The following is a 26858-nucleotide window of genomic DNA, read 5'->3' as shown; positions in this document are numbered from 1 at the left end:
CCCGCATTCGGGCAGTCCATGCCGAACCGCCGCAGCACGCGCCGCAGCGTCAGGATGGAGCTTCAGGCGCGCGGATCGGTACTCACCGGTTGTCCCAGTCGAGGCGAAGTACGGCGAGGTCGTCGGTGTGACGGCCGGCGTTCAATGCCTGGGTCTCCTTGATGAGGCGGTCGACGTGGGCGGCCGGGTCTGTTGGCGGCAGGCCGCGGATCAGCGTGAGGAGTCCTTCGATGCCGAGCCGCTCGGTGTTCGAGCCGTTGTGTCCCTCGGTGAGGCCGTCGGTGTAGAGGGTCAGGGCGCCGGCGGCCGGCAACGGGATCACCGTGGCAGGCCAGGTACCGAGCTTCGGGGCGATGCCCAGGGCCATTCCGTGTACGGCGACCAGTTCCCGGGTGCCTTCGGTGGTGGTGAGGAGGGGCTCGTGGTGGCCGGCCAGGTAGAGGGTGGCGGTGGCGGCGTTCTGGTCGAGGGTGAGCAGGGTGCAGGTGGCGAACAGGGGCTGGGGACCGCGTTCGGCGATCAGGATGCGTTCCATGAGGTGCAGGAGATCGGGGCCGTGATGTCCGCCGAGGACGAGGGAGCGCCAGGCGATACGGAGGCAGACGCCGACCGCGGCGGCGTCCGATCCGTGTCCGCTGACGTCGCCGACCACGGCGTGCAGGAGGCCGTCGTCGCTTTCGACGACGTCGAGGAAGTCCCCTCCGAGCAGTGCCCTTTCGGCACCGGGCAGGTAGCGGCTCGTCACCGTGACCGTGGAGGTGTCGAGGATGGGCTGGGGCAGCAGGCCCCGTTCCAGGCGGGCGTTCTCCTCGGCGTGCAGGCGGGCCTTCTGGGCCTCGGCGGTCGCGTGCTCGGTCTGGCTGCGGTACACGGCGTAGCGGACGGTCCGGTGCAGCAGGTCGGCTTCGACCTTGCCTTTGACGAGGTAGTCCTGGGCGCCGGCGGCCATCGCCTCGGCTCCGGCCTGCGTCTCGGACAGGCCGGTGAAGACGATCACGGCGGTGTGGGGGGCGAGCTCCCGGACGGCGGCGATGGTCTCGGTGCCGGACCCGTCGGGCAGATGGAGGTCGAGGAGGACGCAGTCGATCGCGTCGGCGGCGAGTTCGGTGCGGGCTTCGGCGAGGGTGGTCCTCGTGATGAGCTCGAAGCGCAGTCCCGTGTCCTGGAGGAGTTCCTCGACAAGCAGGGCGTCCGCCTGGTCGTCCTCGATGAGGAGGATGCGGTACGCCGGTTCTGGTGTGGGTCTGCCGGGGGTGTCTGCGGCGGGAACGGTCACGGTGCTGGTTCCGTGTCGGCGCGGGTCGCTTCCGGCAGGGTGGAGGGACCTATCGCTTTGGGGGGTTCGTCGGCGAGGGTGAAGGTGATGCGGGCGCCGTCTCGGTAGCCGGGGTCGACGGAGATGGTGCCGCCGTGGAACTCGACGATCTTCTTGCACATGGCCAGGCCGATGCCGCTGCCCTTGTAGGCGTCTTTGGTGTGGAGCCGCTGGAAGATCACGAAGACTTTCTCGGCGTATTCGGGGGCGATGCCGATGCCGTTGTCGGTGATCGTGAACCGCCACAGCGCGTCTTCCCGCGCGGCAGCGATGTGGATCTCGGGGGCGTGGTCGGGGCGGTGGAACTTGATGGCGTTGCCGATCAGGTTCTGCCAGAGCATGCCCATCTGGGTGGGGTCGGCGACCAGTGGCGGCAGTGGGTCGTGCGTGATCGAGGCGCCCGTCTCCTCGATGCTCACGCTGAGGGAGGACAGGGTTCGCTTCAGCACCGAGTCGAGGTCGACGCTCTGGAGTTCGCGGTGGACGCGGCCGACGCGGGAGAAGTCGAGGAGGTCGTTGATGAGGGTCTGCATGCGGTTCGCCCCGTCGACCGCGTACTCGATGTACTGGTCGGCCCGGGCGTCGAGCTGGCCGCCGTAGCGGCGCTGCAGGAGCTGGGTGAAGCTGGAGACCTTGCGCAGCGGCTCCTGGAGGTCGTGGGAGGCCACGTACGCGAACTGCTCCAGCTCGGCATTCGAGCGCTGAAGGTCGGCGGCCTGCGCGTCGAGGCGCAGGCGTGCCTCTTCGGTGAACGCCAGCTCGCGTACGAGACGTCGGCGCATGAAGTCGATCTCGCCGCTGAGCAGACGCAGGTCCGCGGGCCCGGTGAGGGTGATGGCGTGGTCGAAGTCGCCGTCGGCGACAGCGCGGGCGTCCGCGCCGAGCTGGTCCAGGGGTACGGTGATGCCGCGGCGCAGTCCCTCGAAGACCGCCACCGTGAGAGCCGCGATGACGACCGCGATCGCGGTGAAAAGCCAGTTCCGCAGCACCATCGTGGCATTGAGGTCTTCCACTGCCAGCGCCCGCTCCGTCCGCAGCCGCTGCTGCTGACCGCTCAGGGCACTGCGGAGCGCGTCGAAGGCCTTCTTGCCCGCCGCGGCCCGTTCGGCGGTCAGCGGAGAGGGTGTTCCGGCGGGTGAGGCGGCGATCGGACGGGCGATCGTCTTCTGCCAGGTATCCGCGGCGTCCTGCACGGTTTTCAGGTCCTTCAGGGCGGCCGCGTCACCGTGGAGCAGTTCTGTCAGGCGGGCCGTGTAGGTCGCCTGGTCGGTGAGCCCCTGCCGGTAGGGGGCGAGGAAGCCGGGGGTGCCGGTGAGGCCGTATCCGCGGATGCCGGTCTCCTGGTTCAGCAGCGCCGACTCCAGACGGAACGATGTACTCAGGGCGGGAGACTTCACGTTCACGAGGTTCTCGCTGATCGATTCCGTCCGCGCCAGCACCCACGCTCCCGTCACCGCGAGGAGGGTGAGGACCGTCAGCGCGACGGCCGCCCCGACGCGCAGCCACCGGCGGGTCGTCCAGGTGGAAGACTCCCGTGTACGCGCTCTCGTGTTCCCGCTCATGCCGTGTACCCCTCCACTGTCCTGGCCGCCTGCAACATACGGGGCAGCGGCCACTGTAGAGGGTGTTCGACAACCACAGTTGTCGCAGGGTCGGCTCAAGGCTAAGGTGCCGCACATGCCTGGCAAGAACTTCGTTTTGCGAACCACCCCCGAGGAGACGGCAGTCGTCGCGGACGCGGCGGTCGGTCAGCTCGCGAGGCGCCTTGCTCTGCAACTACTGGAAGAAGTCCCGTCCACGACGGAGGGGGATTCGGCGCGAGCCTTGGCCCTGCTCTACATGCTGGACCAGCTCCAGCAGGCGGCCGAGCGCCTCCAGCGGGGCGCGGCCGTGTCCGCCGCCCGCGCGGGTGCCGGATATCCGCAGATCGGTGCTGCCTGCGGCATGACCCGCCAGGGTGCCCGGCGTCGCTGGCCGGGGCTCTTCCACAACTCCCACGAAGCACCGATGGAGCATCCGATGATGACCACCCCCGCTCGGCCCTTCGACGTTCTTCTCGTCGAAGACGACCTGGCCGATGCCCTGCTCATCGAGGAAGCCCTCTCCGAGCGCGGGGCCCGCAACCTGGTCCAGGTCACCGACGGAGTCGCCGCGCTCGAGCACTTGCGCGCGCCCGCCAGCGTGCGCCCGGACCTGATCGTCCTGGATCTGAACATGCCCCGGATGAACGGACGCGACCTCCTTCGCATCCTCAAGACGGATGAGAACCTCCAGACCATCCCCGTGGTCGTGCTCACCACGTCCACCGCTCCCGACGACGTTGCCGACGCGTACAGCAGCCACGCGAACGCCTATGTGACGAAGCCGGTCAACCTGGCGGAGTTCGAGCAGGCCGTCCAGAGCATCGACGCCTTCTACCTCGACACCGCCACCCGCCCGCCTCGCACCTGACCGCCGCTGTCCGCGCCCTGCTGCCGGCAACGGCAAGCCGGGCGGGCAGCTGAAATCGAATGTGTTCCAGTCGCCTAAAGGCGCAACATCGAGGGCCGGTCGTCGATGGTCGAGGCCGGACTCAAGCGGAGCCGGGCCGCCGGCAGACAGTCGGCGCGCCGCACAGCACGGCCCCCTTGTCTGTCGCGCGGGTGCTCAGCCTTCAAAGCGTTCGTGGACGGCCGTCACCGCGTCGATCACACCGAGAGCTTTACGGCGGCGTGACATGTGTCCGTGGTGAGGGGGCACTCGCGATGGCTATGCGGACACATCAGATGTATGCCAGGAGTAACGCCCTTGTTCGTACCGGGCTTTGGGCACATTCCTCACCACGGCCGGCCGAGCGAAGCCACCGGCGCACCGGACGGCGTCGGGGCCGGTGGCATCGCAGGCTGCTGGCCTACCGCGGTGTCGACCTCATGCGGTCTTCCTCTCCGGAGGGTGCGGGTGGGAGTGTCTCCTGCTGGTGCACATCCGCAGGGTGATCGGGCGCGTGACCTATCGAGCGTGCGACAAGTGCGCCGAGGGCGTGATCACCGACGTCGTCCTGGACGAACCGTTCCGCGACTGCGGCCTTGGCACCAGGGCCCTGTCACATCTGCGTTCCCTGTATCCCGACGTCACCTGGCGCACCACACTGGACGCTCGCCTCACTCGCGCTCTGCTGCGCCGGATGGGCATCCCCAAGGCGACTACGGGCGGGAATTGCTCCCACGGCCGGCCGGGTCTTGTCGCCCCTGCTGCTGGTTGAGGGTTACCAGCGTGACCGGCAGCGGAGGGCTGCGTCCGCCTCGGGCCGGCAGCGTCGGCGTGGGGGCCGACTCCGCGTCCTGCCGGCCCCCACGTCGCTTTGTCAGCCGGGCCAGGTTCCGGTCAGGCGGCGTGTGGTGGCGGCGCCGGCGCGGTCGACGGTGGCCTTGACCGCCGCGAAGATGGCGCCCTGGAGCGTGGCGGCCAGGAGTACCTCGCTCCAGGTGCGGTCCTCGTCGGTGGCGTCGGGGGCGTCCTTGTCGTGACCGAGTACTTTCCACGCCTGTTTGAAAGCGGCCCCGGCGATCATTCCGCTGGCGGCGCCCAGGACGAGTCCGACCGGCTTGTAGGCGATCTTCGAGGCTTTCATCTGTTCAGCCCTTCTTGCGGCGGCCTGCCAGCCACAGCAAGGTGACGCCCGCGGCGGCGACCAGCAGCACGGTTCGGTTGTCCCGCGCCAGCCGCGCGGACTGTGCCGCCTTCTGCCGCAGAGGTTCGGGCGCCTTCTCCTCCCACATGCGTCCGGCCCGGGCTGCCGCGGCGCGGACCTGCCCCGCCGTCTGGGCGGCCTTGTCCTTGACCGGGTCGGGCAGCTTGTCCTGGACCTGGGAGGTGGCCTTCGCGGCCTGGGCCTTGAGCGCGTCGGCCTTGACGACGGTCTGCTCCTTCAGCTGGCCGGCCTTGGTAGCGGCCTGCTCCTTGACCTCGCCGGCCTTCTGCTGGGCGCGGGCCTTGACGTCGGTCTTGTCGGCGAGGGCCTGGACGGTCTGCCCGAGTTCTTGGCGGGTCCGCTCGACCTGCTCGCGGAGCTGTTCGGGGCTGGGGGCGCTGTGCTGATCACGGGGCGTGTCGGTCATCGGTGTGCGCTCCTCTTGATCTCGGCCACGTCGGCCTTGACGTTCTCGATCGTGTTCTGGGGTGTCGGTGGGGCGGCCTTGCTGACCTGCTTCTTGCCGCTGAGGGCCAGGACCGCGGCGATGACGCCGAGAACGGCGGTGACGATCAGGGCCGCGGCCCACACCGGCAGCAGCAGGGCCACCGCTGCGATCACGGTGGCCACCAGCGCCTGCAGCGTCAAGAATCCGACCAGTGAGGCACCGCCGAAGAGCCCACCACTCCTGCCGTAGCGCTTGCCCTTCTCCGTCATCTCCGCCTGCGCCAGCTTCATCTCGCCGCGCACCAGCTCGGTGAGCTGCTGCGAGGCCTGCTGCACCAGCTCGCCCACCGGCTTGTGCCCCACGTCGTGCGTCAGCCGGCCCAAGCCGGGGTCGTGCGGTTGTGTACTCGACACGCGATCACCTTCTGCTCTGTCTCGTTCCTGTCAGTCGGGTCGCGCGCGGTGCCCCGGCCGTCCGATGAGTGGGCGAGTACCCCGAACCGCGGAGTTCAGGAGAAAAAGAGCTGCCACGAACAGAGATGCGCTGTTACGCGCCGAGCGCCTGGTCCGTCACTCATCGCCTTCGTCGAGGCGGCGGAGGTCTTCCTCGTCCCATTTCCGGGTGTCGCGCGGCTCGGTGTAGGGCTCGGTCTCCGGCGGCATGCCCCCGGCGATGGCCCGCTGGCGTACCGCTTCCGCGTCGAACTCCAGACCGAGCAGGATCGCGAGGTTGCTGATCCACAGCCACACCAGGAAGACGATGACACCGGCCATCGTGCCGTAGGTCCTGTTGTACGAGGCGAAGTCGGCCACGTAGAACGCGAATCCGGCGGAGGCGATCATCCAGATCACCAGGGCCAGGAAACTGCCCGGAGTGATCCACTTGAAGCCCTTCACCTTCGCGTTCGGACTCGCCCAGTACAGGATCGCGATCATCGCCATGACGAGCACGACCAGGACGGGCCACTTGGCGATCGACCACACCGTCAGCGCGGTGTCCCCGATCCCCAGCGCCGTGCCGACCTGGCGGGCCACGCCACCGGTGAAGACCACGATCAGCGAACTGACCACCGTCAGCACCATCAGTACGACCGTCACACCGACGCGCACCGGCAGGATCTTCCACACCGGGCGGCCCTCGGGCATGTCATAGACGACGTTCGCGGCGCGGATGAACGCCGCGACGTACCCGGATGCCGACCATATGGCCACCACCAGGCCGACGATCGCCACGACGGAGCCGGTGCCGGCGTTGCCCTGCAACTGCTCCACGGCGCGGGTGATGATGTCGCGGGCCGGGCCGGGAGCGAGCTGTCTGAGATTGTTCAGCACCTTGTCCGTGGTCGACCTGCCGGTGATGCCCAGCAGGGAGACCAGGACCAGCAGGGCCGGGAACAAGGCGAGGACCCCGTAGTAGGTCAGTGCCGCCGCCCGGTCGGCCAGCTCGTCCTCCTTGAACTCCCGAAGGCTCCCGCTGAACACCTTGCCCCACGCCCGCCTGGGCAGCTTCGTCGGCGCATCCGGCGCCCGCCGCTCCACCTCGGGCCCGGGCCCGGCCTCCTCGGGCGTCGGTACATCGTCGCCACCGCTGTGTTCTTTTCGCCCTGAAAGGCCGAATTTCGCCATGCGCGCCGAGTACCCCGGCTCATGGCGTTGAGCAGTGGTCCGTGGAACGGATTTACGGGGAGTGTCAAGCGCTCCGACGGCCGGAGAGTCACTGTGCACTTCCACGGCCGCGACGAGATCCTCGGCACCGCCTACCGCCATCACGGCATGGTGGTGTCTCGCTGAACCCTCGCACGGGCGCCAGATCCGCAACGGCATTTTCCATGGTCACCCCGGGAACTCCCGCTGCCGGTGTCGTCAGTGGAGGATGCTGACGGCGCGAGCGATGACGAGGAGGGACGTCAGGAGGGCGGCGACGCTCTCGACACTCATCAGCAGCTTCGCGCGGGTCGAGAGGGGCATCGTGTCGGTGGGGCTGAAGGCCGTCGAATTCGTGACGGAGATGTACAGGTAGTCCGCGAGAGTGGGGACCCAGTCGGAGGTGCCGCTGGCGCCGTCGGCGACCTCCTCGACCGCGCCGTCGTTCTCGTCCTGCGAGAAGCGGAAGTCGGCCAGGGGCAGATCGCCGCGAGGGGCCTGAGTGCGTGCCACAGGGCCACCGCGGTCCAGTTCCCAGTAGGTGAGGCCGAACGCGATGATGTTGGTGAGCCATACCCGCAGAGCCGCTACCAACAAGGAGCGGCCGTCCTTCACGTCGGCGTGGACCAACTCGTGGATGAGGATGCCGAGCGCGGTGAGGTTGCTGGCCACGATGAGGAGCACGAGGGTCAGAGAGAGGAACCGGAAGGCGGCGGTCTGCCGGGTGAGCCTCTTGGGATTGATCGCGACGAGCGGCACCAGGAGAAGCAGTTCCAGAGCGGGCAGCACATAGCGTGGTGCGACCAGGAGCTGCTGCGGCAGGCCCACGTACAGGGCGATGGCGATGAGGGTGGCGGCCACTCCCGGCAGCCGGGGTTCGCCGCGGCGCTCATGCCTGGGATGCTTGATCCGGGCGTCGGCTCGGCTCGTCACCATGGGCGATATCCTCCCGCACTGCATCTGAATTCGGTGTCGCACGCTGCTCCCGGACACGGCGGCCGTAACTGCTGGTGACGCTTTGTGTCTGACCGGCGTTCCGTGATCGTCTACCCGCCCATGACGGATGAAAGCGACAGGGTGCGCGTGGACGGGCAGTTTGCGGGACTACCGCCCCGTCGAGAAAACCAGTGCCCGGTCGGTGCAGCCGTGGAAGTCGCACATGTGGCAGACCACGGGGTCTTCGGAGGCGGACCGGCCGGGGCGGTCCGTCCGTCGGGCCAGGGACCATACCGGCGTACGGAAGGGCGGTTCAGGGGCTCGAAGGTGGTCGAAGCGAGTGCCGTCCGGGACGCGTGGTTGACCGGGCTGAGAGGGCGCCCCGGCTTCGCCGCTCGGTTCCGCGGGCACGGACCAGGCGCTGCGGGTGGGCGTGGCGACTCTGACCATGCTCCCGCGGATGCCGTACCGGTCGCAGACCTGGGCGTACGCGGCCGGGGGCGCTGTCACGTTGACTGACCGGGGCGGTGCTCGACGGAGGGCATGGCCTCACGGTGTGCTCACGCGGCACTGTGAACGCGCGATGAAGCTTTCCACCTCGTCCCGGCCCGCCACCAGGCCCTCGCACACCCGGCAACATGACAACGAGCGAAGGCCCCCTGGACGCCTGATGGCTGCCTGCGGGTCGGTGTCGGGGGAGTGCCCGCCGCCCCTCGCGTGGGCGAACCGCCTTTCGAGGGGCATGGCTTGGTCGTTGTTCAGGGGCGTGAGTCCGGACTGGCGGGGCGTGTCAATCAGTTGGTCGTCCAAAGACGTGGAAAGTGTCGCCTCGGACGGTTCGACGACTCGGCGTCGGCCGCGTTGTCGCTGGTCATCGATGCGTCTCCTATGATCGGATGTTGCACTGAACTGCCATACGGTTCCTTGTCGAACCCGTAAGAATGGCACCGCTCCGCGACCCGTTCATTCGCCCATCAAGAATGTCGATTAGCTTGGAAGCGTCAGGACGGACGAAGTTGAGCGCGGTTGGCATAGCCATCTACGAGCTGGCGCTGAACAGCTCGGCCGTGCTCCCCGCCTCTCTCCCCGGCCGGTTAGGCGAGACCGTCGAGGAAGTGGACGAGGCACTCGCGGAGTTGAGCACGATGGGACTGCTGTGTCCGGCCGACGACCAGCCCGGGATGCTCAGGGCCGTCAGCCCCGGCAGCGCGGTGGCCCAGACTCTCTTCCCGATGGAACAGGACCTGCGGGACCAGCAGAGCGCGGTCGCCCAGCCACGCGCGGAGAATGAACGGCTGCACCCCCTGTACGCGGCCACCCGGGCCAAGTGGCTGCAGAGTTCGGGTATCGAGATCCTGCTGACACTCGACCTGGTGCGCAGCACGCTCACCGAGCTGGCCGCGTCCTGCACCACCGAGATGCTCACCTCACAGCCCGGCGGTGGCCGTCCCACTCCCGTCCTCAAAGAGGCGATAGCGCGGGACGAGAACATGCTGCTCCGCGGAGTCAAGATCCGCACGCTCTACCAGCACACCGCTCGCTACAACCAGCCGACCGTCGCCTACGTGGAGCGCGTGGCGCAGCTCGGGGCCGAAGTCCGCACACTCAGCGACGGCTTCGCGCGTCTGATCGTCTTCGACCGCAAGGCCGCGATGATCTCCCACCACGGCCATCCGCACAGTGCTGTTCTGATCCATGACCAGAGCGTCATCGACTTCGCCGTCGCCTCCTTCGACTGCCGCGCGGCAGCCGCAGGTGCGGATAACGCTCGGCGGTCTCCCGCTCATCGAGCCGCACCGTGCCCGGCACCTCGGCGAGTGCGGCGGCCGATGCCTCTGGATCGCCGGGGCACAGTACGGTCAGGGCCCCGACCCGGTGGTAGACGTCGGCGCCGAGCCGGGATTCGACCTCGGCCCACCGGTGATGGGCCTCGATGGCCGCCGCGGCCTCCGGCGCGCCCGCGTGCAGGGCCCGCAGGACCCGGTGCCGGTCGTAGGAGCTGGCCTCCGGGTTTGGGAATCCCGCCCCGGTCCACGACGCTCACCTCGGCGCCCGCGAGCGAGCACTCCAGTGCGGTGAGGAGGCCGATCACTCCGCCTCCCACGACGATGATCCGCACGGCGTCAGCCGGCCTGGACCGTGGGCGTGCCGAGCGGCGGCAGGGCGACGGGCTTGACCTCGGAGTGCGCGAAGGTCTCGAAACCGAGCGAGCCGTCGAACCCGTCGGCCAGCGCGGCCGCCTCGGCCAGGTCGATCAGGATCGGCGAGGCACAGGCGATGAGGGCGCGGGTCTCCAGGAACAGGTCGCCGAGCGCCGTCCGGTCGAGTTTCTGGCAGCTCAGGTCGAGTCCCTCGGCCCAGCGGGCCAGTCGCTCCAGCTGTACGCAGATGAGGTCGGCGGCGCGGGTGAGACTGTAGCCCTCCAGTTCGTAGCAGGCGGCGAAGCGCTCCAGCATGATCGCCGCGTGCCGGCGGGCCCGGTCGGAGACCGGCAGGGTGGTGGCGCCGGCCGTCCCGGTCGCCTCGGCGAGCCGGGCGCGCAGCCGTTGCCAGGGCTGGACGAGCCGCTCTCCGGTGATCTTGTCGAGGGCCGCCCGGCTGAAGTTGGTGCGCTGGTTCTCGGGGCTGGCCAGGGCCAGGTAGAACCGGACGAGGTCGCGCGGGACCTCCTTGAGCAGTTCCTCGACGTACAGGACGTGGCCGCGGCTGGTGGAGAACTTCTCGTTCTCCAGCTCGTAGAACTCGTTCACGATCATGGCGTCGGGGACGATGTACCGGCCCTCGTGGGCCATGATCAGCGCGAGGTGGGTCAGGCCCCAGAACCAGATGTTGTCGAAGCCGATGAAGTAGACCAGTTCATGGTCGCGGTCGGCCCGCCACAGCTCGTCGGAGCCGGCGGTCTCCTCACCGAGCTGCCGGGCCGCGTAGTCGGTGGTGTACATGACCGCCGGAATGCCTTCGACCCAGGCGTTGATGACCTGCCCGGGGGTCTCGGGGAACGGCGCCTCGATGCCCCAGCTGATGGGGTACGTGATGGCGAAGCCGGCGAGCGGGCGGTCCAGGAGCTCACGCACCAACTGGGCCATGTGGGGCCGCAGATAGGGCAGCTTCTCGGCGTAGTAGGTGGTGAGGCGGTCCCGGTAGTCCTCCATCGGCAGGACAAGGATCTCGGCCTCGCGGGTGGTGAGCTCGTCGGTGGGGTCGACGGTGGAGCGGGCACCGATCAGCTCGTCGAAGTTGTTCGGGTGGCCGCAGGTCTCGCACAGGCCGCCGCGGCTCTCCGACAGGCAGATCGGGCAGTCGCCCCACACCAGGCCCTCGACGAGGAACTCGCCGGTCTTCTCCGAGTACGGGAGACGCACCGTACGCAGCTCGAACTCGCCGGCGGCGTGGAGCTCCTGGACGAACTTCAGGACGGTGGCACGGTAGCCGTCGTCGTACGGCGCGAAGCCGTCGACGGACACGCCCATCGTCTCCAGGGTGTCGCGGATGCCGGTCCACGAACGCTGGGCCAGCTCTTCGGGCGCGATGCCGAGCCTGCGGGCACTGGCCAGGACGTAGGTCTGGCTCTCGTCCGTGCCGGAGGAGTACAGGACGCCGCGTCCGGTGGCCCGCAGATACCGGGCGTGTACGTCGGCGGGCATGAACGGGCCGGCGAGGTGGCCGACGTGCAGGCTGCCGTTGGGGGTGGGCGGGGTGTCGATGACGATGACGCGCCGGTCGCCCAGCTCGTTGAGGGACGGCATGGCTCAGCCCTCGCTCTCGTGGCGTGCGGTGAAGACCGCGCTCATGTCCTGGTCCCACCAGACGCTGAACATCTCGAAGTCGGTGTCGGTCTCGTTGATGACCTGGTGTTCGTGGCCCGGCGGGAAGTGCACGATGTCGCCGGCCACGAAGGGCAGCCGCTCGCCGCGGGACTCGATCCAGGCCTCGCCCTTCACCGCGATGAAGATCTCGTACTCGTGGTGGGCGTGCCTGGGCGAGGAGGCACCGGCCAGGATGACGCTCTGGGCGCCTTCGAAGGGCGCGTTGAGCGTGGGCCACGGCAGCAGCCGCTGCGACCAGCTGTTCTCCACGTCGAGTGCGGCACGGTCGAAATGACGGATGTCCAAGGGGAGTTCCTTAGGGAGAGGCAGGAGCGGGCCTGCCGACGGGCTCGTCGCGCCGGGCGGGTGCGGGCCGGGGAATTCAGAAGCCGGCCGGAACCGGCTCGCGGTCCCCGGTGGCCGGCCGGGGCGCGGCCTTCGGGGACCGCGGGGCGTGGCCGATCAGGTTCCGCGCGATCTCCTCGCTGCGCTTGGCGAGGATGCTCAGCAGCGAATCGGCGATGCCGTGGGTGGCCTCGTTGACGCCCTGCAAGTAGCAGCTGGCCGTGGCCTGTTCGCCGATGTTCAGGCGGTAGTCGCGGCCGACCTCGATCTTCTCCAGGTTCAGCGCGGCGGCCAGGTTCCGGATGACGGCGGGCTGCTCGGAGCGGAACCCGGTACCGAGCAGGACGACATAGCAGGAGATCTCCTCGACGGTGCCGGTCAGCCGGTTGGCCAGGGTCAGGACGAGCTCGTCGCCGGTGTCCCGGACGTCGGTGACGTTGGTCATGGTGCGGATCGCGAGGCCCTTGTCGCCGCGCATCCGGTCCAGGTAGACCTGCCGGTAGAGCTGCTCCAGCATGGACGGGGTCAGCCCCGCGTAGTTGGTGCGGTGCATCTCCTCCAGGATGCTGCCGCGGGCGGTGGCGTCCGCGTCGTAGAAATCGTCGACGAAGCCGGAGTGGAACAGTTCGTTGGTGAACTTGCTGGTCTCGTAGTGGTTGAGGCCGATCGAGCGCATGATCAGCGTCGGCGCGCAGCCGGGCAGGTCCTGCTGTACGGAGTGGAACATCTCGGCGGCGCTCTGTGCCCCGCCGATGACCACCACCCGCTCACCCGCGCGCTTGGGCCGGGCGGCGATGCGGTCCAGGTACTCGGTGCTGTGGATGACACGGTCGGCGCCGAGCCCGCGGAAGACCGCAGGGACGTTGGCGTCGCGGCCGGCGCCCACGACGAGGTGACGGCCGGTGATGACCGCGCCGTCCGCGGTGCCTGCCACCCAGCCGTCGACGGCGCCGTTGCTGTCCCGGCGCGGTACCAGCGAGGTGACCTTGGAGCCGTACCGCACCCGGACTTGCTCAAGGGATCCGGCGACCCGGCGCTGGTAGTCGGATATCTCGCTGCGGTAGGGGGTGAAGGTGGAGAGGTTGATGAACTCCTCCAACCGCCCTATCTGGTGAAGGTAGTTGACGAAGGAGAACTTGCTGCGCGGGTTGCGCAGGGTCACCAGGTCCTTGAGGAAGGAGACCTGACTCTGCGACCAGGGCAGCAGCATGCCGCGCTGCCAGGCGACGGTGTCGCCCTGTTCCAGCAGAAGGGTCCCGCCCGCCAGATGGGACGGCGCGAGCTCCTCCATCGTCACGGCCAGCGCCAGATTGGCCGGGCCGGCTCCGATGGCCAGGACTTCGACGTCGTGCTCAGTCATGAACTTCCCCTCGTCCAGTGGCGTTGCGCCCCCGGCATTGCGCCCGGAGCCGGATGGGTGGGTCAGATCCGCAGGTCGCCGGCCGGTATGGAGTCGGTGGTCACCGGGGCCGAGCCCCAGCCGGAGTCGTCGCCACCGACTCGGGCCGAGCCCCAGCCCGAGTCGTCCGCGCCTGTGTTCGAGTGGACGGCCAGGACCGACATGAACGCGGCGAGGGTGAGGGCGGCTGCGGCGGCACGGATACGGGACATGCGGACTCCTCGTGAGGGCATGCGGAAAAGACGGAAGTTCGCGTTGGACGGGGCCTCGACCGGTGATTGAGCCCGGGATGCCTCGCAGCAACCATGGCAGCCGGTGGGCCGGTCGGCGGGCCGGGAACAGGCCCGGCAAACCGCCTGGCAGAAACACGCCACTTCGACAAAGTCCACCAAAGTGACCCGAATGCCAATGAACTCCTGCTTCCCGATGCGAAGCGGAGGCATAAATGCCGGATTTTTGCCAGAGGTTGCTACGAGGTCAACGCCCGCCTCGGCGGCGACCTGATCCCCTGGCTGGGCCAGCTGGCGACCGGGATCCACCCCGGCCGGGTGGCCGTCGACCTCGCCCTGGCCCCCGACCTGACCCCCACCGAGCACCGTGCGACCGGCATCCGGTTCAGCTGTCCGCCTCGGGACTGCCGCGTCGACGAGGTCTTCGTCCCGCCGGTGGACCCGTCCCAGGGGCTGCTGTACGCGGAGCCGATCGCGGATCCCGGCGCCGAACTGCGGCTGCCCCCGAACGGCTGCCTGGGCCGCTTCGCCTATGTCATCTGCACCGGCTCGGACCGCGCCCACTGCGAGCGACGGCTCGCCGCGGCCACCGACCTGTCGTGCAGTCCGATCGCCTGACCGGCCGAGACTCGGCAGGACTCAGGACAACTCACGGGATCTCGCACAGCCGGGGCGGATCGCCTGCGAGACGGCGTGCGCGGCCTCGCACGAATTCGATGGTGACGCCGTGCCCGGCGATCCGCAGGGTGAACGGGTGTCACGCGGGGTTCGTGGGCCGGCGGTGTTCAGTTCCGCAGGTTCAGTTCCGCAGTGACGACAGCGCGGTGGCCACCCGGTCGCATGCCTCCGGTGGGGTCGAGGCGTGCGGGGAGAGTCTGAGGGAGTCGGTGCGTACCGTCGGAGTGACTCCCTCGGCGTGCAACGCCTTCGCGACGACGGAGGGATCGTGGTCCGGCATCGTGAAGGAGAGGATGCCCGCGCGCCGGGCCGGGTCGGTGGGGGAGAGGACGTGGCCGCCGTGCTCCTCGACGACCTCGGTGAGTTCGGCGATCCGGGCGGCGATGGCGGCCTCGATCGCCGCGACGGTGTGCCGCTCGACGAGGTCCAGCGCGGCGGCGAACGCGGCGGCCGTCACCGGGCTGAGGTTGGTGATCGACCACCGTCGCGCGTCCGGGGCGGGCGGGTGTTCCGTTCCGTCGAAGAAGCCGACGTCCTCGACGCCCGTCCAGCCGGTGAGGACCGGTTCGAGGGATTCCAGCGCACGATCGGACAGCGTCGCGAAGCCGGTGGCCCAGCCCGCGCGCAGCCATTTCTGACCGCCCGCCACCACCACGTCGGCCGCGTCCCAGGCCATCGCGGCCACGCCGAACGCCTGGATGGCGTCCACGATCAGCAGTCGGTCCGGTCCGATCGCCTCGCGCAGCGCCGCCAGGTCGGCGCGGAAGCCGGTGCGGAAGTCCACGGCGCTGACGGACACGGCCACGACGTCGTCGGTCAGCGCGGCACGGACCAGGTCCGGGGTGACCCCGCTGCCGGGCGCCGGATCGAGCCAGCGCGGTGCGGCCCGGCCCAGGCCGGCGGTCCGGCGCCACGGGTAGTGGTTGGCCGGGAAGTCGGAACGCGGTGCGAGGACCACGCCCTCCCTGATGCCGAGGGCGGCGTGGAACAGTCCGGTGGACGCGTTCGGGAGCAGGACGGTGTGCTGGCTGTCGGTGCCCGCGAGGCGCGCGGCCGTGTCCCGGGCGGTCGCTTCCGCGCGCATCAGGCCGTCCACGGTGGAGTGATCCGCGCGGGCGGACTCCTCCATGGCTCGCGCGGTGGCGGTCACGGCGTCCCGCGACGGCGGACCGAACCGTGCGAAGTCGAGGTACCCGGCGGGTGTGTCGAAGTGGGCTGCGTACGACGTGAGCACGGGGCTCGTCCTTCCGGGACGGTGCGGGTCGGGCGGTGTGACGGCGGGTGCGCCGGGTGAGCGGTGCCGCGTGTTTTCGATGGACCGGCGTCCCGCTCTCCGCCGTCGTACGCGCGTCCCTGTCCGCTCGCTCGCACGGTACGCGCTGTGTGCCGCGCGGACCGCGCCCGGGGTGCCGTCCGGGACGCCCGCCCCGGGGGAGGCCGGCCCGCATCTGAAACGGGACGGCCGGGCACCCCTGGAGAGGTACCCGGCCGTCCCGTTCGCCGACGCCGATGGCGGCGCGGCCGGGGCTCAGTGCCCGGCGGAATCCTCTGGGCGCGCGTGGCGCGGCAGGAGGAACGCGAGCAGGAAGGTCAGGGCGAGCATGCCGGCGACGATCCAGAGCACCGTCTGCATGACGGAGCCGAAACCGCTCCGGAAGGCCGACTGCGCGGTGGCCTGCAACGCGGCGGGTATCCGGGCGCCGTCCTGGGGCGAGGTCACGGCGGACCGGGTGTCCTTCTCCAGACGGGCGCAGGACGCCGGGGTCGCGGCGGGATCCTTGGCGACGGCGCGGTCCGAGGTGCAGGTACGCAGGTCGGCCACAAGGCGGTCCTGAGCCGCGGGCGCGACATGGGCCGCGGTCAGCTGTCCCCGCAGGCCGTCCGCGCGGTGGTCGACGGCGGTGGCGATCCCGCCGCCCAGCAGACCGAAGAACACGGTGCCGAGGATGGCCACGCCGAAGGCGCCGCCGAGCTGCTGCACCGCGGTCATCGTGCCGGACGCCGAACCCGTCTCGTGCTGCTCGACGCTGGCGAGTACGATGTCGAAGAACGGCGCCATGAGCAGGCCCATCCCGACGCCGGTGACGAGCAGCGACGGCAGGAGCTGCCAGGGACCGACGCCGCCGCCCACCATGTCGAGGGTCAGCCACACGCCGAACACGCCGACCGCCATGACGAGCGCGCCCGCCTGGAGTACGGCCCGTCCGAACTTGACGACACCCTGAGCGATCCCGAAGCCGACGATCATGCCGCCCGACCAGGGCACCATCACCAGTCCCGCCTTGAGCGGCGCGTAGCCGAGGCCGATCTGGGTGTAGAGGTTGAACACCAGCATGAAGCCCTGCATGGCCGAGAAGAAGACCAGCCCGAGGATCATGCCGCCGCTGAAGCCGCGCTTGCGGAAGAGGCTGGGGACGACCAGCGGGTCCCGGCCGGTCTTGCCGCGGTTCGACTCGTACCGGCCGAAGACGACGAAGACGATCACCGAGGCGCCCATCATCAGGAACGTCCACACCGGCCAGTCGTACTCACGGCCCTGCACCAGCGGGAAGATGATGAGCAGCGCGGCCAGTGCGACCAGGAGCATGCCGAGGATGTCGAGCCGCGGCTTGCTGTCGGACCGGCCCTTCGGCAGGTAGCGCACGGCGCCGAGGATCGCCGCGGCACCCAGCGGCAGGTTGATCAGGAAGATCATGCGCCAGCCGGTGCCGAAGTAGTCGGCGTCCACGAGCCAGCCCGCCAGGATCGGCCCGCAGACCGCGGACAGGCCCATGACCGGGCCGAACATGCCGAAGGCCTTCTGCGACTCCTTCGGCGGGAACATCTCCTTGATCATGCCGAGGCCCTGCGGCAGCATGACCGCGCCGAACAGTCCCTGGACGACCCGCGCGCCGATCAGCATCCCGGGCGACACGGACACCGCGCACAGCAGCGAACCCAGGGTGAAGCCGGCGGCTCCGACCAGGAACATCGTGCGGCGCCCGTGAATGTCCCCGAGCCGCCCTCCGGTGACGAGCCCGACGGCCATCGAGAGGGTGTAGGCGGCGGCGAGCCACTGCAGAGTGGAGGCGCCGCCGCCGAGGTCGGCCCGCATGGAGGGGCCGGCGATGTTCGTGACGACGGCGTCGAGGAGGTCCATCACCTCGGCCGCGAGGATCACGAACAGCGCAGCCCAGCGCCACCGGTAGGGCGCTGGTGAGTCGATGGGCGTCTCGGCGGACGCGACACCGGTGGTGGACATCGGAACTCCTCGTGAAGAGGCCGCGCCGGGTCACGACCCGCGGGCGCGGTGGGGCGGATGTGTGTGACTGTCCGGCTCGCCGTCACGGAAGGAGACAGGAGACCAGTCGCCGGAGAACGCCGTTCACTTTAACAGAACAGTGCTCAGCGCGAGAACGGCGTTCATTAAGATATAGCGCAACCTGGCGGCGTGGACAAGATATATCGCGTTCGGTCCGGGTGAACGCCGCTCTCCCAGAGAGAACACTGCTCTCCCGGCGCCTAGACTGTCCTCATGAGCGACGCGGCCGCCGGCACCCCCGCACAACCTCCGCCGTCCCCCTGGGAGCGCGAGCGCCCCGTTCGCGCCCGCGTCACCCCCGCGCGTGAACCGCTGTCGCGTGAGCGCGTCGTCGAGGCCGCGTTCCCCGTGCTGGACCGTTCAGGGCTCGACGGGCTGTCGATGCGCCAGGTGGCGGCCGAACTGGGCGTCACGGTCTCCGCCCTCTACGCCTACGTCAGCTCCAAGGACGACCTCCTGGAGCTGATGTACACCCGGCTCTTCGACAGCTTCACGATGCCCGAACCCGACCCCGAGCGGTGGCGCGAGCAGGTACGGGACTACGCCCGCTCCTGGCGGCGGCGCCTGCTGTCCCATCGCGACATGGCCAGGCTCTCGATGGCCCACGTCCCCTTCACCGCCGAACTGCTGCCGCACGTCGAGTCGTTGCTCGCCGTCTTCCGCACCGCCGGACTGCCCGACCGCATCGCGGCGGAGGCCGGTGACCTCATCTCCACCTACATCGACGGCTTCGTCCTGGAGGAGGGCATGTGGCAGGACCGGGCCGCCGAGCACACCGGTGGCGGGTCCTCCCTGGCCCGCCCCGACTGGCGTGAGATGGCCGACGACATGCAGAACTACTTCGCGTCCCTGCCCGAAGCCGACTTCCCCCATCTGCGCGCCCTGTCCGGGGTGATGGTGACGGACTCCTCCGACGAGAGGTTCGACATCGGTCTGGAGATCATCCTGCGCGGCCTGGCGAGCTATCTGCCGGACCCGGCGGCCTGAGCGAGCACGGACACCCGCCCGGCTCCGGCGGCCCGCGCCGGCCCAGGACACCGACTGATCCACCGTGGACGCTTCCCGTCCGAGGCGACTCCGCTCCGGACGATGCCGAAAGGCGAGGGGCAGGGGCGGGCCGCCGTGGACCTGCCCCGCCGCTCCCGGCTAGTTGTTCCAGCTCTCGTCGTACGGATCGTGCGGCGTCGGGACCGGCCTCGCCGCGCTCACGTCGAGGAACGGGATGACGCCGCCGTTGACCGGGTCCTTCGTGCGCTTGCCGCTGTAGCTGCCGGTGACCTCGAGCCAGGTGTCGGGCTGAAGGACGGGCGGGATCCGCCCGGACAGGCCGATCTTGACCGGCTGGGCGTCGGCGGCACAGCAGTTGAGGGCCATGCGGACGAGATAGGGCGTACCGGCGTGGTCGAGTGCGACGAAGCCGGTGACCTTGACCTGCCGCCCGCCGAGAGAGCGGCCGTGGTCGTACGCCGCCCGGCTCGCGTAGTCGACGAGGCCGAGGGTGACCGGGTCGCCGGCGGGCAACTTGGCGTAGCCGAAGGGCGCCTGCAGCGCCGTACCCGTGCGCATCGCGCTGTAGGAGCCGAGGGCGGGCGGGGCGACCAGGATGAGCGCGAGCAGCGGGAGGACGAGGAGCCACGAGATACGCGGTTCACGATGCCCGTGCCCATGGCTGTCCGTGTGCCCGCCCGCGTGCTCGTCCCCGTGAGGGTCTGCGTGTTCGTCCTCGTGCCCGGATATGTGCTCGCGGCCCTCCGCGTGTCCGTGTGTGCCCGCGCCGGCTTCCGTGTCCGCGTGCCCGTGACGGCTCTCCCGCCCGGGTGTTTGCACGCCGTCGCCCTCGTCGCCGGGGCCCTCGACGGAAGCCTTCCGGTGCTCGCGTATCTCGTACCAGACCGTGGCGAGGGCCGTGAGGATCAGCACCACACCGGCCGCGAGCAGCAGGGGCCGCAACCCGGCCTTGACGTACCGCAGGTAGAGGTCCGTGACGCTCGCGTGCAGCACCGCGGCGCCGACGAGGAAGAGCACGGCCGCCTGTGCCTGCCGGTTCACAGCAGCACCGCCCCGATGAGAACGGACATGAGGATCGCGAGGGCGAAGGTGGTGGGCGCGAACCGTACGGCGAAGCCGCGGCCGAACGTGCCGACCTGCATGGCGAAGAGCTTCAGGTCGATCATCGGTCCGACGACCAGGAACGCCAGCCGGGCGGTGAGCGAGAACTGCGTCAGGGAGGCGACCACGAACGCGTCGGCCTCGGAGCAGATCGACAGCAGTACGGCCAGGATCGCGAGGGCCAGGATCGACACCACCGGGTTACCGGCCGCGGCGTGCAGCCAGCTCGCCGGTACGACCGACTTGAGCGTGGCCGCGGCCATCGCGCCCAGCACGAGGAACCCGCCCGCGTGCATCACGTCGTGCCGCACCGACCCCCAGAACGCGGCGCCCTTGCCGAGGCCCTCGTGCGCGGGGCGGGCCGGCGGACGCAGCCAGTCGGTACGGCCGACGCGCTGCCACAACCAGCCCATCACGCAGGCCACGAGGAGACTCGCCACGAAGCGGGCCAGGACCATCTCCGGGTCGCGGGGGAAGGCGACGGCCGTGGCGGTCAGCACGATCGGGTTGATCGCGGGGGCGGACAGCAGGAACGCCAGGGCCGCCGCCGGAGCCACGCCGCGCCGCACCAGCGCCCCGGCGACCGGTACGGAGGCGCACTCGCAACCGGGCAGGATCGCCCCGGCCAGGCCGGCGACCGGCACCGCGAGCGCCGGCCGCTTCGGCAGCGCCCGGGCGAAGAACGACGGCGGGACGAACACCGCGATGACCGCCGACAGCAGCACACCGAGTACGAGGAAGGGCAGGGCCTGGACCACCACCGCGACGAACACGGTCATCCAGCTCTGCATCACCGGTGCGGACAGCGCCCCGCGGATCGGCCCCTGCGAGGCGATGACCAGCAACAGGAGCATGGTCAGGGCGAGCGGGGAGTTGAAGTTCCAGCCCTGCCGGCCCTGGCGGTCGTCCTCGTCCTGCCGGTGAACCGGCGGCGGGGCTTCCTTGGTGATGGTCACGCGTGAGGTACCTCCGGTCGGGGAAGGGCGCGGCTGCGGATGCCCTTCCGCCTTGAATACGCCGGTTCGGCCACAGCTTCTCACCGGGCGCCGGCGGGATTGCCTGCGCCCGGGGGATTCTTGACCTTCGCGGGACCGGGGGCGTCGGCTCGCGCCCTCGGCCGTCGTGACGGCTGATCCATCTTCCACCGGACACGTCCGGCCGGCGCGGGTGGGTCCCCCGTGGACCCGGCGGGGGGCGGCTACCACGACGCGTCTGCTTTCACCTCGCGTTGCGGTCGGTGTGACATCTCTTTACGTCGCTGTCATGTACCTGTAGCTTCCGGGGCTGCAAGGGCTTTCAGGAACTTGCCGACTCCGCTTGCAAGGCAACTCCCTCTCCCCGGAACCGCATTGGAGACGCCCCATGAGACGCAGACCCCAACGCCCGCCGCTGAGACCGCTGGTGGCGCTCGTCGCGGTGACCGGACTGTTCGGACTGACCCCGCCGGACGTGGGCTCCGTCCCCATGGAGAACACGACCGCCACGTCCGCCACGGCGACCGTCTTCTACTACACGAAGACCAAGAACTGGCCCACCACGTACCTGCACTACGCCCCGGACGGCGGCTCCTGGACCACCGTGCCGGGCGTACGGATGGAGGCGGCCTGCACGGACTGGGTCAAGGAGACCGTCGACCTCGGCTCGGCCTCCGGGCTGCAGGCCACCTTCAACAACGGAAGCGGCACCTGGGACAACAACGGCGGCAACAACTACGCGCTGGGCACCGGCACCATCACCGTCAAGGACGGCGTGATCGCCCACAGCGACCCGTGCGCGGACACCGGAACGGGAAGCGGCAACCAGGCCACTGTCTACTACTCGACCGCCACGTCCGGCTGGACCACGGCCAACATCCACTACGCGCCCACCGGCGGTTCCTGGACGACGGTCCCCGGCGTCGGCATGGAGAGCGCCTGCACGGGCTGGTGGAAGAAGACCCTCGACATCGGTACGGCGAGCTCGCTCAAGGCGGCCTTCAACAACGGCAACGGCGTCTGGGACAACAACAACAGCGCCGACTACACGATCCCGTCCGGCACCACGACCGTGAAGGACCGGACCGTCACCGCCGGCGCCACCGACCCGTGCGCAGCCCAACTGCCCGACACCCAGGCACCGACCACGCCCACCGGGGTCACGGCGACCGCCACCAACACCTCGGTGGTGGTGAGCTGGCACCCGGCGACCGACGACACCGCCGTGACGAAGTATCAGCTCACGCGCACGGGCGGCACCTTGGGAACCGTCGTCACCGACGTCGGCTCGACGGTGTACTCCGACACGGGACTTGAGGAGAACACCACCTACACCTACACGGTGAAGGCCGTCGACGCGGCCGGGAACACCTCGCCCGCCTCCTCCGCGACCCCCGTAACGACCGGGGCGAAGGCTCCCGCACCGGCCTCGGGGACACCGCTCGGCACCGACCCGCGCAAGGACCCGATCTACTTCGTCCTCACCGCCCGTTTCTACGACGGCGACAGTTCCAACAACCGCGGCGGCAGCCAGGACGTCAAGTCGGGCAACGCGGCCAACAACGACCCCATGTTCCGCGGCGACTTCAAGGGGCTCGTCGACAAACTCGACTACATCAAGGCGCTCGGATTCTCGGCCGTCTGGATCACCCCGGTCGTCCTCAACCGCTCGGACTACGACTACCACGGCTATCACGGCTACGACTTCTACAAGGTCGACCCACGCCTGGAGTCGGCCGGCGCCTCCTACCAGGACCTGATCAACGCGGCCCACGCCAAGGGCATGAAGATCTACCAGGACGTTGTCTACAACCACAGCTCCCGCTGGGGTGCGAAGGGCCTGTTCACCCCGACCGTCTACGGTGTGCGCGACTCCGAGTGGAGCTGGTACTACGACGAGAAGAACGACGGCTTCGAGTACGACGGCCTGACCGTCGAGCCCAAGTCGGGGAAGTCGTACTACAACGGCGACCTGTGGTCGACCGCCGAGCCTTCCGGCAACACCTGCCTCAACTGGGGCAAGCCCACCGGCGGCAAGAGCGCCGAAGGCTACACCCTGTACAACTGCCAGTGGCCCAGCCCCACTTCGGGCATGTTCCCGAAGGCGTACTACCACCAGTGCTGGATCGGCAACTGGGAGGGCGAGGACTCCCGTTCGTGCTGGCTGCACGAGGACCTGGCCGACTTCAACACCGAGAACGCCACCGTCCAGAACTACCTGATCGGCGCGTACGACAAGTACATCGACATGGGCGTCGACGGATTCCGGCTGGACACCGCCGTCCACATCCCGCGGGTCACCTGGAACCGCCGTTTCCTGCCGGCCATCTACGACCGGGTCACCCAGCGCTTCGGTACCGACGCCGCGAAGAACTTCTTCGTCTTCGGTGAGGTGGGCGCCTTCGTCAACGACAAGTGGAACCGCGGTTCGGTGAACCACTCGGCGCAGTTCTACACGTGGAAGGAACGCAAGGACTACAGCGCGGACGACGAGACGGCCGCGATCGAGCAGTACGACTACGAGGAACAGCTCGGCACCGGCAACCAGCCCACCTCCACCAACGCCTTCCTGAGCGGGAACAGTTACCACACCCCGGACCGCAGCCAGTTCTCCGGGATGAACATCATCGACATGCGCATGCACATGAACTTCGGTGACGCGCAGAACGCCTACAACAACGGCAAGGACTCCGACGACTCCGTCAACGACGCCACGTACAACGTCGTGTACGTCGACAGCCACGACTACGGTCCGAACAAGTCGAGCACCCGCTACAGCGGCGGCACCGACGCCTGGGCCGAGAACATGGCGCTGATGTGGACCTTCCGCGGCATTCCCACGCTGTACTACGGCTCGGAGATCGAGTTCCAGAAGGGCAAGCAGATCGACTGCGGGCCGACCTGCCCGCTGGCGACCACCGGGCGCGCGTACTACGGCGACCATCTCGCGGGCAGCGTCACGGCCTCCGAGTTCGGCAAGGCCGACTCCGCGAGCGGCGAGGTCGCGACGACCCTCGCGCAGCCGCTGGTCAAGCACCTTCAGCGGCTCAACATGATCCGCCGGGCCATCCCGGCCCTGCAGTCGGGCCAGTACTCGACGGACGGCATCACCGGCTCGATGGCCTTCAAGCGCCGCTACACCAGTGGCTCGACCGACAGCTTCGCCCTCGTCACGGTCACCGGGGACGCGACCTTCACCGGCATCCCGAACGGCACCTACACGGACGCCGTCACCGGTGACGTGAAGACCGTCGCCGGCGGCACGCTGTCGGTGGCCGCACCCGGGAAGGGAGACATGCGGGTGTACGTGCTGAACGGCCCCGGCAAGATCGGCACCGACGGGCCCTACCTCAAGTAGCCCGCGACCGGCTGACCGGCCGGCCGACGGGTCACAGGAGCGGCGGTCACCGTGATCGCTCCGGGCGCCCCGCGCCGAGCGAAACACCGTGACCGCCGCTTCCGCGCCCGGCGGGAGCCAGGATGAATGGCGTGGTGAGCGTTGGGTACGCGACCGTCGATACGCCCGGGAGCCCGACCGGCCCGGGTGGCCGCCCACCCGCCACTACCCGGGGACCCGTCATGGACACGCCCTTGAACAACCACCACCCCATCGCACCCGCGGCGACACCGGCCCAGGAGGCCCTGGACACCCTCGTCGCGAACACCGACGACACCGCGGCGCTGGACACGCTCGCCGGCAGCGACGTACTGGTGCCCGTGCCGGACGACGCCACCGACGCGGACATCGCCGATCCGCACGCCGTCGCGCTGCCCGTCCTGGACCAGCCCGACGGCGGACAGGTGGTTCCGGTGTTCACCTCCGAGCTGGAGCTGGCCGAGCTCCTCCCCACCGTCTCGCGCTACCGGCTCGTACCGCTCGGCGCGCTCGCCTCCCAATGGCCGTCCGGCGATCTGGCCCTCACGATCGACGCCGCCTCACCGCACGGCCTGACCCTCACCTCCGAGGGCGTACGCACGCTGCTGGTGCGGCCGTAAGACCGACCGTCGCGTGACGCGGTCCCCGCCCGCGGCCCCGCCCCGGGGGCCGCGGGCCGTCGCGCGGGCGAAGGACGTCCTGAATCGCTCCTCGCAGTGGAGTGGCCCGGCCCGTCCGGAAGGGGAAGATCCCTGGAAAGTCCGCCGCGGAGGAGTGGGGTCGCCTTGAGAGTCGTCCTGCTGGGTACCGCCGCCGACGGCGGCTTCCCTCAGTGGAACTGTGCCTGCGCGCTCTGCTCGGCCGCCCGCGACGGAAAACTGCCCGCACGCACCCAGGAGCGCGTCGCCGTCAGCGGCAACTCCCGCGACTGGTGGCTGCTCAACGCCTCACCCGACATCCGTACGCAGCTGAACGCCACCCCAGCGCTCGCTCCCGGACCGGGGCCCAGGGGCGCGCCCGTGCGCGGTGTCCTGCTGACGGACGCCGAGGCCGATCACGTCATGGGACTGACCGTGCTGCGCGGTGCCCCGGGACTGAAGGTCTACGCCGCGCCCCCGGTCCTCGCCGCGCTCGCCCCGCTGCGCGCCCTGCTCGACCGCCACACCCCGTGGGAGTGGGCGGACAGCCTGACCGAGGGCGGGTTCGTCCTGGCCGGAGGGCTGGTCGTCAGCGCCCACGCGGTCGGTTCCACGGCGCCCGGGCACATCGCCGGGGCCGCCGCCGACGACGGCCGCCGGGTGACGGCGTACCGGATCGAGGACCTGGCCAGCGGGGGTGTGCTCGTCTACGCGCCCTGCCTGCGGGAATGGACGCCCGAACTGGACGACCTGCTCACCGAGGCGACCTGTGTCCTGCTCGACGGCACCTTCTACGACGCGGCCGACGGGACGGACGCGGCGGTGAGGGCGTCCCGCGGGCGGACGGCCAAGGGGCGCCCTCCGGGGTGCTTTCCGGGGCACCTGCCGGTCTCCGGCGCGGACGGCAGCCTGGCCGCACTGGCCCGGCACCCGGGCCCGCGCGTGGTCTACACCCACCTCGACAGCAGGAACCCGCTGCTCGACCCGGCCACGGACGCCCGCGCGTCGGTGACCGCGGCCGGGGCCGAAATCCTGCCGGACGGAACGGAGTTCGTGCTGTAGGGCGGCAGGCGAGCTGCCGAGAAGAGCTGCCGAGGAGGTCAGTCGTGCAGCCGCAGCATGCGGGCGAGCACGGACCGCTGCAGGGGGAGCACCTCGGCGTGCAGGTCGCGGCCCTTCCGGGTGAGGGCGACCCACACTCCGCGGCGGTCCTCCTGACAGACGGTGCGCTCCACCAGGCCGTCCTTCTCCAGCCGGCCGATGAGCCGGGACAGCGCGCTCTGGCTCAGATGGACCCGGCCCGCGATGTTCTGCACCCGGCACTGCTCGCCGGACTCCGTGGCGGTCTCCGAGGCGAGGATGTCCAGGACCTCGAAGTCGCTGGCCCCCAGGCCGTGCGGATGCAACGCGCGGTCGATCTCGCACATCGTGCGCGCGTGCACCGAGAGGATGTCCCGCCACTGGTCCTCCAGCCGGGCATCTGGCGTCTTCGTTGCCATAACTGAACGGTAACAGAGATCAGGCCACTAATTGAGTGTGCAACTAGTGTGTCTGCATTCAGTCGCCGTTCGCCCGCGTCCGGTGGGCCAGGTGGGCCTGCCTGTCAGGTGGTGGGGTCCTGGATCAGCCCGATCTGGTTGCCTTCCGCGTCCTTCACCGACGCGATCAGCCTGCCGTTGCCCACGTCCTGGATCTCCTGGAGCGTCTCGGCGCCGGCGCCGAGCAGGGCCGCCAGGGACGCCTTGATGTCGTCGACGTGCCAGAAGGGGACCGGCCCGGTCAGCCCCTTGGCGTGGCCGTTCGGGTCGAGGCCGACATCCTGACCCGCGTCCTTGAAACCGACGTAGTACGGCTCGTCCGCGTACGGTTCCACCCCCAGCAGCGCGGTGAACAGGGCCTTCGCCTTCGCGATGTCCTTGACGGGGTAGATGATCGTCTTGACTCCGGTGGTCATCCCGGCTCCTCCGTGGTACGTGGCGGCCGCGTCGGC

Annotated in this window: 25 protein-coding genes; 7 read left to right on the top strand and 18 right to left on the bottom strand. The window is 69.7% G+C overall.

Annotated elements, in window-relative coordinates; all coding sequences use genetic code 11:
* Nucleotides 1–82 precede the first annotated feature (82 nt).
* Nucleotides 83–1276 (bottom strand): PP2C family protein-serine/threonine phosphatase, encoded by a 1194-nt coding sequence (locus ACZ6KY_RS17895; RefSeq protein WP_469311217.1) that lies wholly within the window; start codon nucleotides 1274–1276, stop codon nucleotides 83–85.
* On the bottom strand, nucleotides 1273–2877 hold the full coding sequence (locus ACZ6KY_RS17890; RefSeq protein ID WP_469311216.1) for a sensor histidine kinase: 1605 nt from the start codon (nucleotides 2875–2877) through the stop codon (nucleotides 1273–1275). The genes ACZ6KY_RS17895 and ACZ6KY_RS17890 overlap by 4 nt, the downstream gene beginning before the upstream one ends.
* 115 nt (nucleotides 2878–2992) lie before the next feature.
* Here ACZ6KY_RS17890 and ACZ6KY_RS17885 point away from each other — a divergent pair, with 115 nt between their 5' ends.
* Both ACZ6KY_RS17885 and ACZ6KY_RS17880 read left to right on the top strand, forming a co-directional pair.
* Nucleotides 2993–3766, top strand: coding sequence for a response regulator (locus ACZ6KY_RS17885; protein WP_469311215.1), 774 nt, complete (start codon nucleotides 2993–2995; stop codon nucleotides 3764–3766).
* 532 nt (nucleotides 3767–4298) lie between these two features.
* Complete coding sequence (locus tag ACZ6KY_RS17880) at nucleotides 4299–4556, top strand: N-acetyltransferase (protein WP_469311214.1); 258 nt, start codon at nucleotides 4299–4301, stop codon at nucleotides 4554–4556.
* A gap of 102 nt (nucleotides 4557–4658) precedes the next feature.
* Here ACZ6KY_RS17880 and ACZ6KY_RS17875 read toward each other — a convergent pair whose 3' ends face one another.
* From ACZ6KY_RS17875 to ACZ6KY_RS17830, 10 genes are all read right to left on the bottom strand, one after another.
* Nucleotides 4659–4925, bottom strand: a complete 267-nt coding sequence (locus tag ACZ6KY_RS17875; protein ID WP_469311213.1) for a DUF4235 domain-containing protein — start codon at nucleotides 4923–4925, stop codon at nucleotides 4659–4661.
* Nucleotides 4926–4929: 4 nt separating this feature from the next.
* The gene (locus ACZ6KY_RS17870) at nucleotides 4930–5412 is read right to left on the bottom strand and encodes a DUF3618 domain-containing protein (RefSeq protein ID WP_469311212.1); all 483 of its coding nucleotides are present in this window, start codon (nucleotides 5410–5412) and stop codon (nucleotides 4930–4932) included.
* Nucleotides 5409–5780 carry a phage holin family protein gene (locus ACZ6KY_RS17865; RefSeq protein ID WP_469311312.1) on the bottom strand — a complete coding sequence of 124 codons (372 nt, stop codon included), beginning with the start codon at nucleotides 5778–5780 and terminating at the stop codon, nucleotides 5409–5411. The genes ACZ6KY_RS17870 and ACZ6KY_RS17865 overlap by 4 nt, the downstream gene beginning before the upstream one ends.
* A 222-nt stretch (nucleotides 5781–6002) precedes the next feature.
* On the bottom strand, nucleotides 6003–7058 hold the full coding sequence (locus ACZ6KY_RS17860) for a YihY/virulence factor BrkB family protein (protein ID WP_469311211.1): 1056 nt from the start codon (nucleotides 7056–7058) through the stop codon (nucleotides 6003–6005).
* 237 nt (nucleotides 7059–7295) lie between these two features.
* Nucleotides 7296–8012, bottom strand: coding sequence for a hypothetical protein (locus ACZ6KY_RS17855; RefSeq protein WP_469311210.1), 717 nt, complete (start codon nucleotides 8010–8012; stop codon nucleotides 7296–7298).
* Between the two features lie 1427 nt (nucleotides 8013–9439).
* Nucleotides 9440–9709 (bottom strand): hypothetical protein, encoded by a 270-nt coding sequence (locus tag ACZ6KY_RS17850; protein WP_469311209.1) that lies wholly within the window; start codon nucleotides 9707–9709, stop codon nucleotides 9440–9442.
* Nucleotides 9710–10135: 426 nt separating this feature from the next.
* A complete protein-coding gene (locus tag ACZ6KY_RS17845; protein WP_469311208.1) occupies nucleotides 10136–11758 on the bottom strand; it encodes a class I tRNA ligase family protein in 1623 nt (540 codons plus the stop codon).
* Nucleotides 11759–11761: 3 nt separating this feature from the next.
* Nucleotides 11762–12124, bottom strand: coding sequence for a cupin domain-containing protein (locus tag ACZ6KY_RS17840; RefSeq protein ID WP_469311207.1), 363 nt, complete (start codon nucleotides 12122–12124; stop codon nucleotides 11762–11764).
* 76 nt (nucleotides 12125–12200) lie between these two features.
* Complete coding sequence (locus tag ACZ6KY_RS17835; protein WP_469311206.1) at nucleotides 12201–13523, bottom strand: SidA/IucD/PvdA family monooxygenase; 1323 nt, start codon at nucleotides 13521–13523, stop codon at nucleotides 12201–12203.
* 62 nt (nucleotides 13524–13585) lie between these two features.
* Nucleotides 13586–13774: a hypothetical protein gene (locus ACZ6KY_RS17830; protein ID WP_469311205.1), complete on the bottom strand. Its 189-nt coding sequence runs from the start codon at nucleotides 13772–13774 to the stop codon at nucleotides 13586–13588.
* A 336-nt stretch (nucleotides 13775–14110) separates the two neighbouring features.
* Between ACZ6KY_RS17830 and ACZ6KY_RS17825 the strand changes: the two genes are divergently transcribed.
* A complete protein-coding gene (locus ACZ6KY_RS17825) occupies nucleotides 14111–14410 on the top strand; it encodes a hypothetical protein (RefSeq protein WP_469311204.1) in 300 nt (99 codons plus the stop codon).
* Between the two features lie 181 nt (nucleotides 14411–14591).
* On the opposite strand, the gene ACZ6KY_RS17820 is transcribed toward ACZ6KY_RS17825, so the two are convergent.
* Both ACZ6KY_RS17820 and ACZ6KY_RS17815 read right to left on the bottom strand, forming a co-directional pair.
* Nucleotides 14592–15704, bottom strand: coding sequence for an aminotransferase class V-fold PLP-dependent enzyme (locus tag ACZ6KY_RS17820; RefSeq protein WP_469311203.1), 1113 nt, complete (start codon nucleotides 15702–15704; stop codon nucleotides 14592–14594).
* Between the two features lie 294 nt (nucleotides 15705–15998).
* Complete coding sequence (locus ACZ6KY_RS17815; protein WP_469311202.1) at nucleotides 15999–17711, bottom strand: MFS transporter; 1713 nt, start codon at nucleotides 17709–17711, stop codon at nucleotides 15999–16001.
* A 273-nt stretch (nucleotides 17712–17984) separates the two neighbouring features.
* On the opposite strand from ACZ6KY_RS17815, the gene ACZ6KY_RS17810 reads away from it, so the two are divergent.
* Nucleotides 17985–18758, top strand: a complete 774-nt coding sequence (locus ACZ6KY_RS17810) for a TetR/AcrR family transcriptional regulator (RefSeq protein WP_469311201.1) — start codon at nucleotides 17985–17987, stop codon at nucleotides 18756–18758.
* Between the two features lie 159 nt (nucleotides 18759–18917).
* On the opposite strand, the gene ACZ6KY_RS17805 is transcribed toward ACZ6KY_RS17810, so the two are convergent.
* The gene (locus tag ACZ6KY_RS17805; protein ID WP_469311200.1) at nucleotides 18918–19820 is read right to left on the bottom strand and encodes a TIGR03943 family putative permease subunit; all 903 of its coding nucleotides are present in this window, start codon (nucleotides 19818–19820) and stop codon (nucleotides 18918–18920) included.
* A complete protein-coding gene (locus tag ACZ6KY_RS17800; protein ID WP_469311199.1) occupies nucleotides 19817–20836 on the bottom strand; it encodes a permease in 1020 nt (339 codons plus the stop codon). Before ACZ6KY_RS17800 ends, ACZ6KY_RS17805 begins: the two co-directional genes overlap by 4 nt.
* 406 nt (nucleotides 20837–21242) lie before the next feature.
* On the opposite strand from ACZ6KY_RS17800, the gene ACZ6KY_RS17795 reads away from it, so the two are divergent.
* From ACZ6KY_RS17795 to pqqB, 3 genes are all read left to right on the top strand, one after another.
* Nucleotides 21243–24212, top strand: a complete 2970-nt coding sequence (locus tag ACZ6KY_RS17795; RefSeq protein WP_469311198.1) for a carbohydrate binding domain-containing protein — start codon at nucleotides 21243–21245, stop codon at nucleotides 24210–24212.
* A 221-nt stretch (nucleotides 24213–24433) separates the two neighbouring features.
* The gene (locus ACZ6KY_RS17790) at nucleotides 24434–24850 is read left to right on the top strand and encodes an SseB family protein (protein WP_469311197.1); all 417 of its coding nucleotides are present in this window, start codon (nucleotides 24434–24436) and stop codon (nucleotides 24848–24850) included.
* A 165-nt stretch (nucleotides 24851–25015) separates the two neighbouring features.
* On the top strand, nucleotides 25016–25930 hold the full coding sequence (gene pqqB / locus ACZ6KY_RS17785) for a pyrroloquinoline quinone biosynthesis protein PqqB (RefSeq protein WP_469311196.1): 915 nt from the start codon (nucleotides 25016–25018) through the stop codon (nucleotides 25928–25930).
* Between the two features lie 38 nt (nucleotides 25931–25968).
* On the opposite strand, the gene ACZ6KY_RS17780 is transcribed toward pqqB, so the two are convergent.
* Both ACZ6KY_RS17780 and ACZ6KY_RS17775 read right to left on the bottom strand, forming a co-directional pair.
* Entirely contained in the window at nucleotides 25969–26367 is a 399-nt protein-coding gene (locus tag ACZ6KY_RS17780; protein WP_469311195.1) for a MarR family winged helix-turn-helix transcriptional regulator, read from the bottom strand.
* 104 nt (nucleotides 26368–26471) lie between these two features.
* Nucleotides 26472–26822: a VOC family protein gene (locus tag ACZ6KY_RS17775; RefSeq protein ID WP_469311194.1), complete on the bottom strand. Its 351-nt coding sequence runs from the start codon at nucleotides 26820–26822 to the stop codon at nucleotides 26472–26474.
* Between the last annotated feature and the right edge of the window lie 36 nt (nucleotides 26823–26858).

This window comes from Streptomyces sp. NPDC042002 (assembly GCF_055588305.1).
This window is presented reverse-complemented; position numbering and strand designations above follow the sequence as displayed.

What these genes read in the sequence shown, in the direction of transcription:
- ACZ6KY_RS17775 (WP_469311194.1), bottom strand. Translation starts at nt 26,822, where the DNA reads ATGACCACCGGAGTCAAGACGATCATCTACCCCGTCAAGGACATCGCG.
- ACZ6KY_RS17815 (WP_469311202.1), bottom strand. Translation starts at nt 17,711, where the DNA reads ATGTCCACCACCGGTGTCGCGTCCGCCGAGACGCCCATCGACTCACCA.
- ACZ6KY_RS17790 (WP_469311197.1), top strand. Translation starts at nt 24,434, where the DNA reads ATGGACACGCCCTTGAACAACCACCACCCCATCGCACCCGCGGCGACA.
- ACZ6KY_RS17845 (WP_469311208.1), bottom strand. Translation starts at nt 11,758, where the DNA reads ATGCCGTCCCTCAACGAGCTGGGCGACCGGCGCGTCATCGTCATCGAC.
- ACZ6KY_RS17810 (WP_469311201.1), top strand. Translation starts at nt 17,985, where the DNA reads ATGAGCGACGCGGCCGCCGGCACCCCCGCACAACCTCCGCCGTCCCCC.
- ACZ6KY_RS17795 (WP_469311198.1), top strand. Translation starts at nt 21,243, where the DNA reads ATGAGACGCAGACCCCAACGCCCGCCGCTGAGACCGCTGGTGGCGCTC.
- ACZ6KY_RS17885 (WP_469311215.1), top strand. Translation starts at nt 2,993, where the DNA reads ATGCCTGGCAAGAACTTCGTTTTGCGAACCACCCCCGAGGAGACGGCA.
- ACZ6KY_RS17850 (WP_469311209.1), bottom strand. Translation starts at nt 9,709, where the DNA reads ATGGATCAGAACAGCACTGTGCGGATGGCCGTGGTGGGAGATCATCGC.
- ACZ6KY_RS17870 (WP_469311212.1), bottom strand. Translation starts at nt 5,412, where the DNA reads ATGACCGACACGCCCCGTGATCAGCACAGCGCCCCCAGCCCCGAACAG.
- ACZ6KY_RS17875 (WP_469311213.1), bottom strand. Translation starts at nt 4,925, where the DNA reads ATGAAAGCCTCGAAGATCGCCTACAAGCCGGTCGGACTCGTCCTGGGC.
- ACZ6KY_RS17890 (WP_469311216.1), bottom strand. Translation starts at nt 2,877, where the DNA reads ATGAGCGGGAACACGAGAGCGCGTACACGGGAGTCTTCCACCTGGACG.
- ACZ6KY_RS17855 (WP_469311210.1), bottom strand. Translation starts at nt 8,012, where the DNA reads ATGGTGACGAGCCGAGCCGACGCCCGGATCAAGCATCCCAGGCATGAG.
- ACZ6KY_RS17835 (WP_469311206.1), bottom strand. Translation starts at nt 13,523, where the DNA reads ATGACTGAGCACGACGTCGAAGTCCTGGCCATCGGAGCCGGCCCGGCC.
- ACZ6KY_RS17860 (WP_469311211.1), bottom strand. Translation starts at nt 7,058, where the DNA reads ATGGCGAAATTCGGCCTTTCAGGGCGAAAAGAACACAGCGGTGGCGAC.
- ACZ6KY_RS17830 (WP_469311205.1), bottom strand. Translation starts at nt 13,774, where the DNA reads ATGTCCCGTATCCGTGCCGCCGCAGCCGCCCTCACCCTCGCCGCGTTC.
- ACZ6KY_RS17780 (WP_469311195.1), bottom strand. Translation starts at nt 26,367, where the DNA reads ATGGCAACGAAGACGCCAGATGCCCGGCTGGAGGACCAGTGGCGGGAC.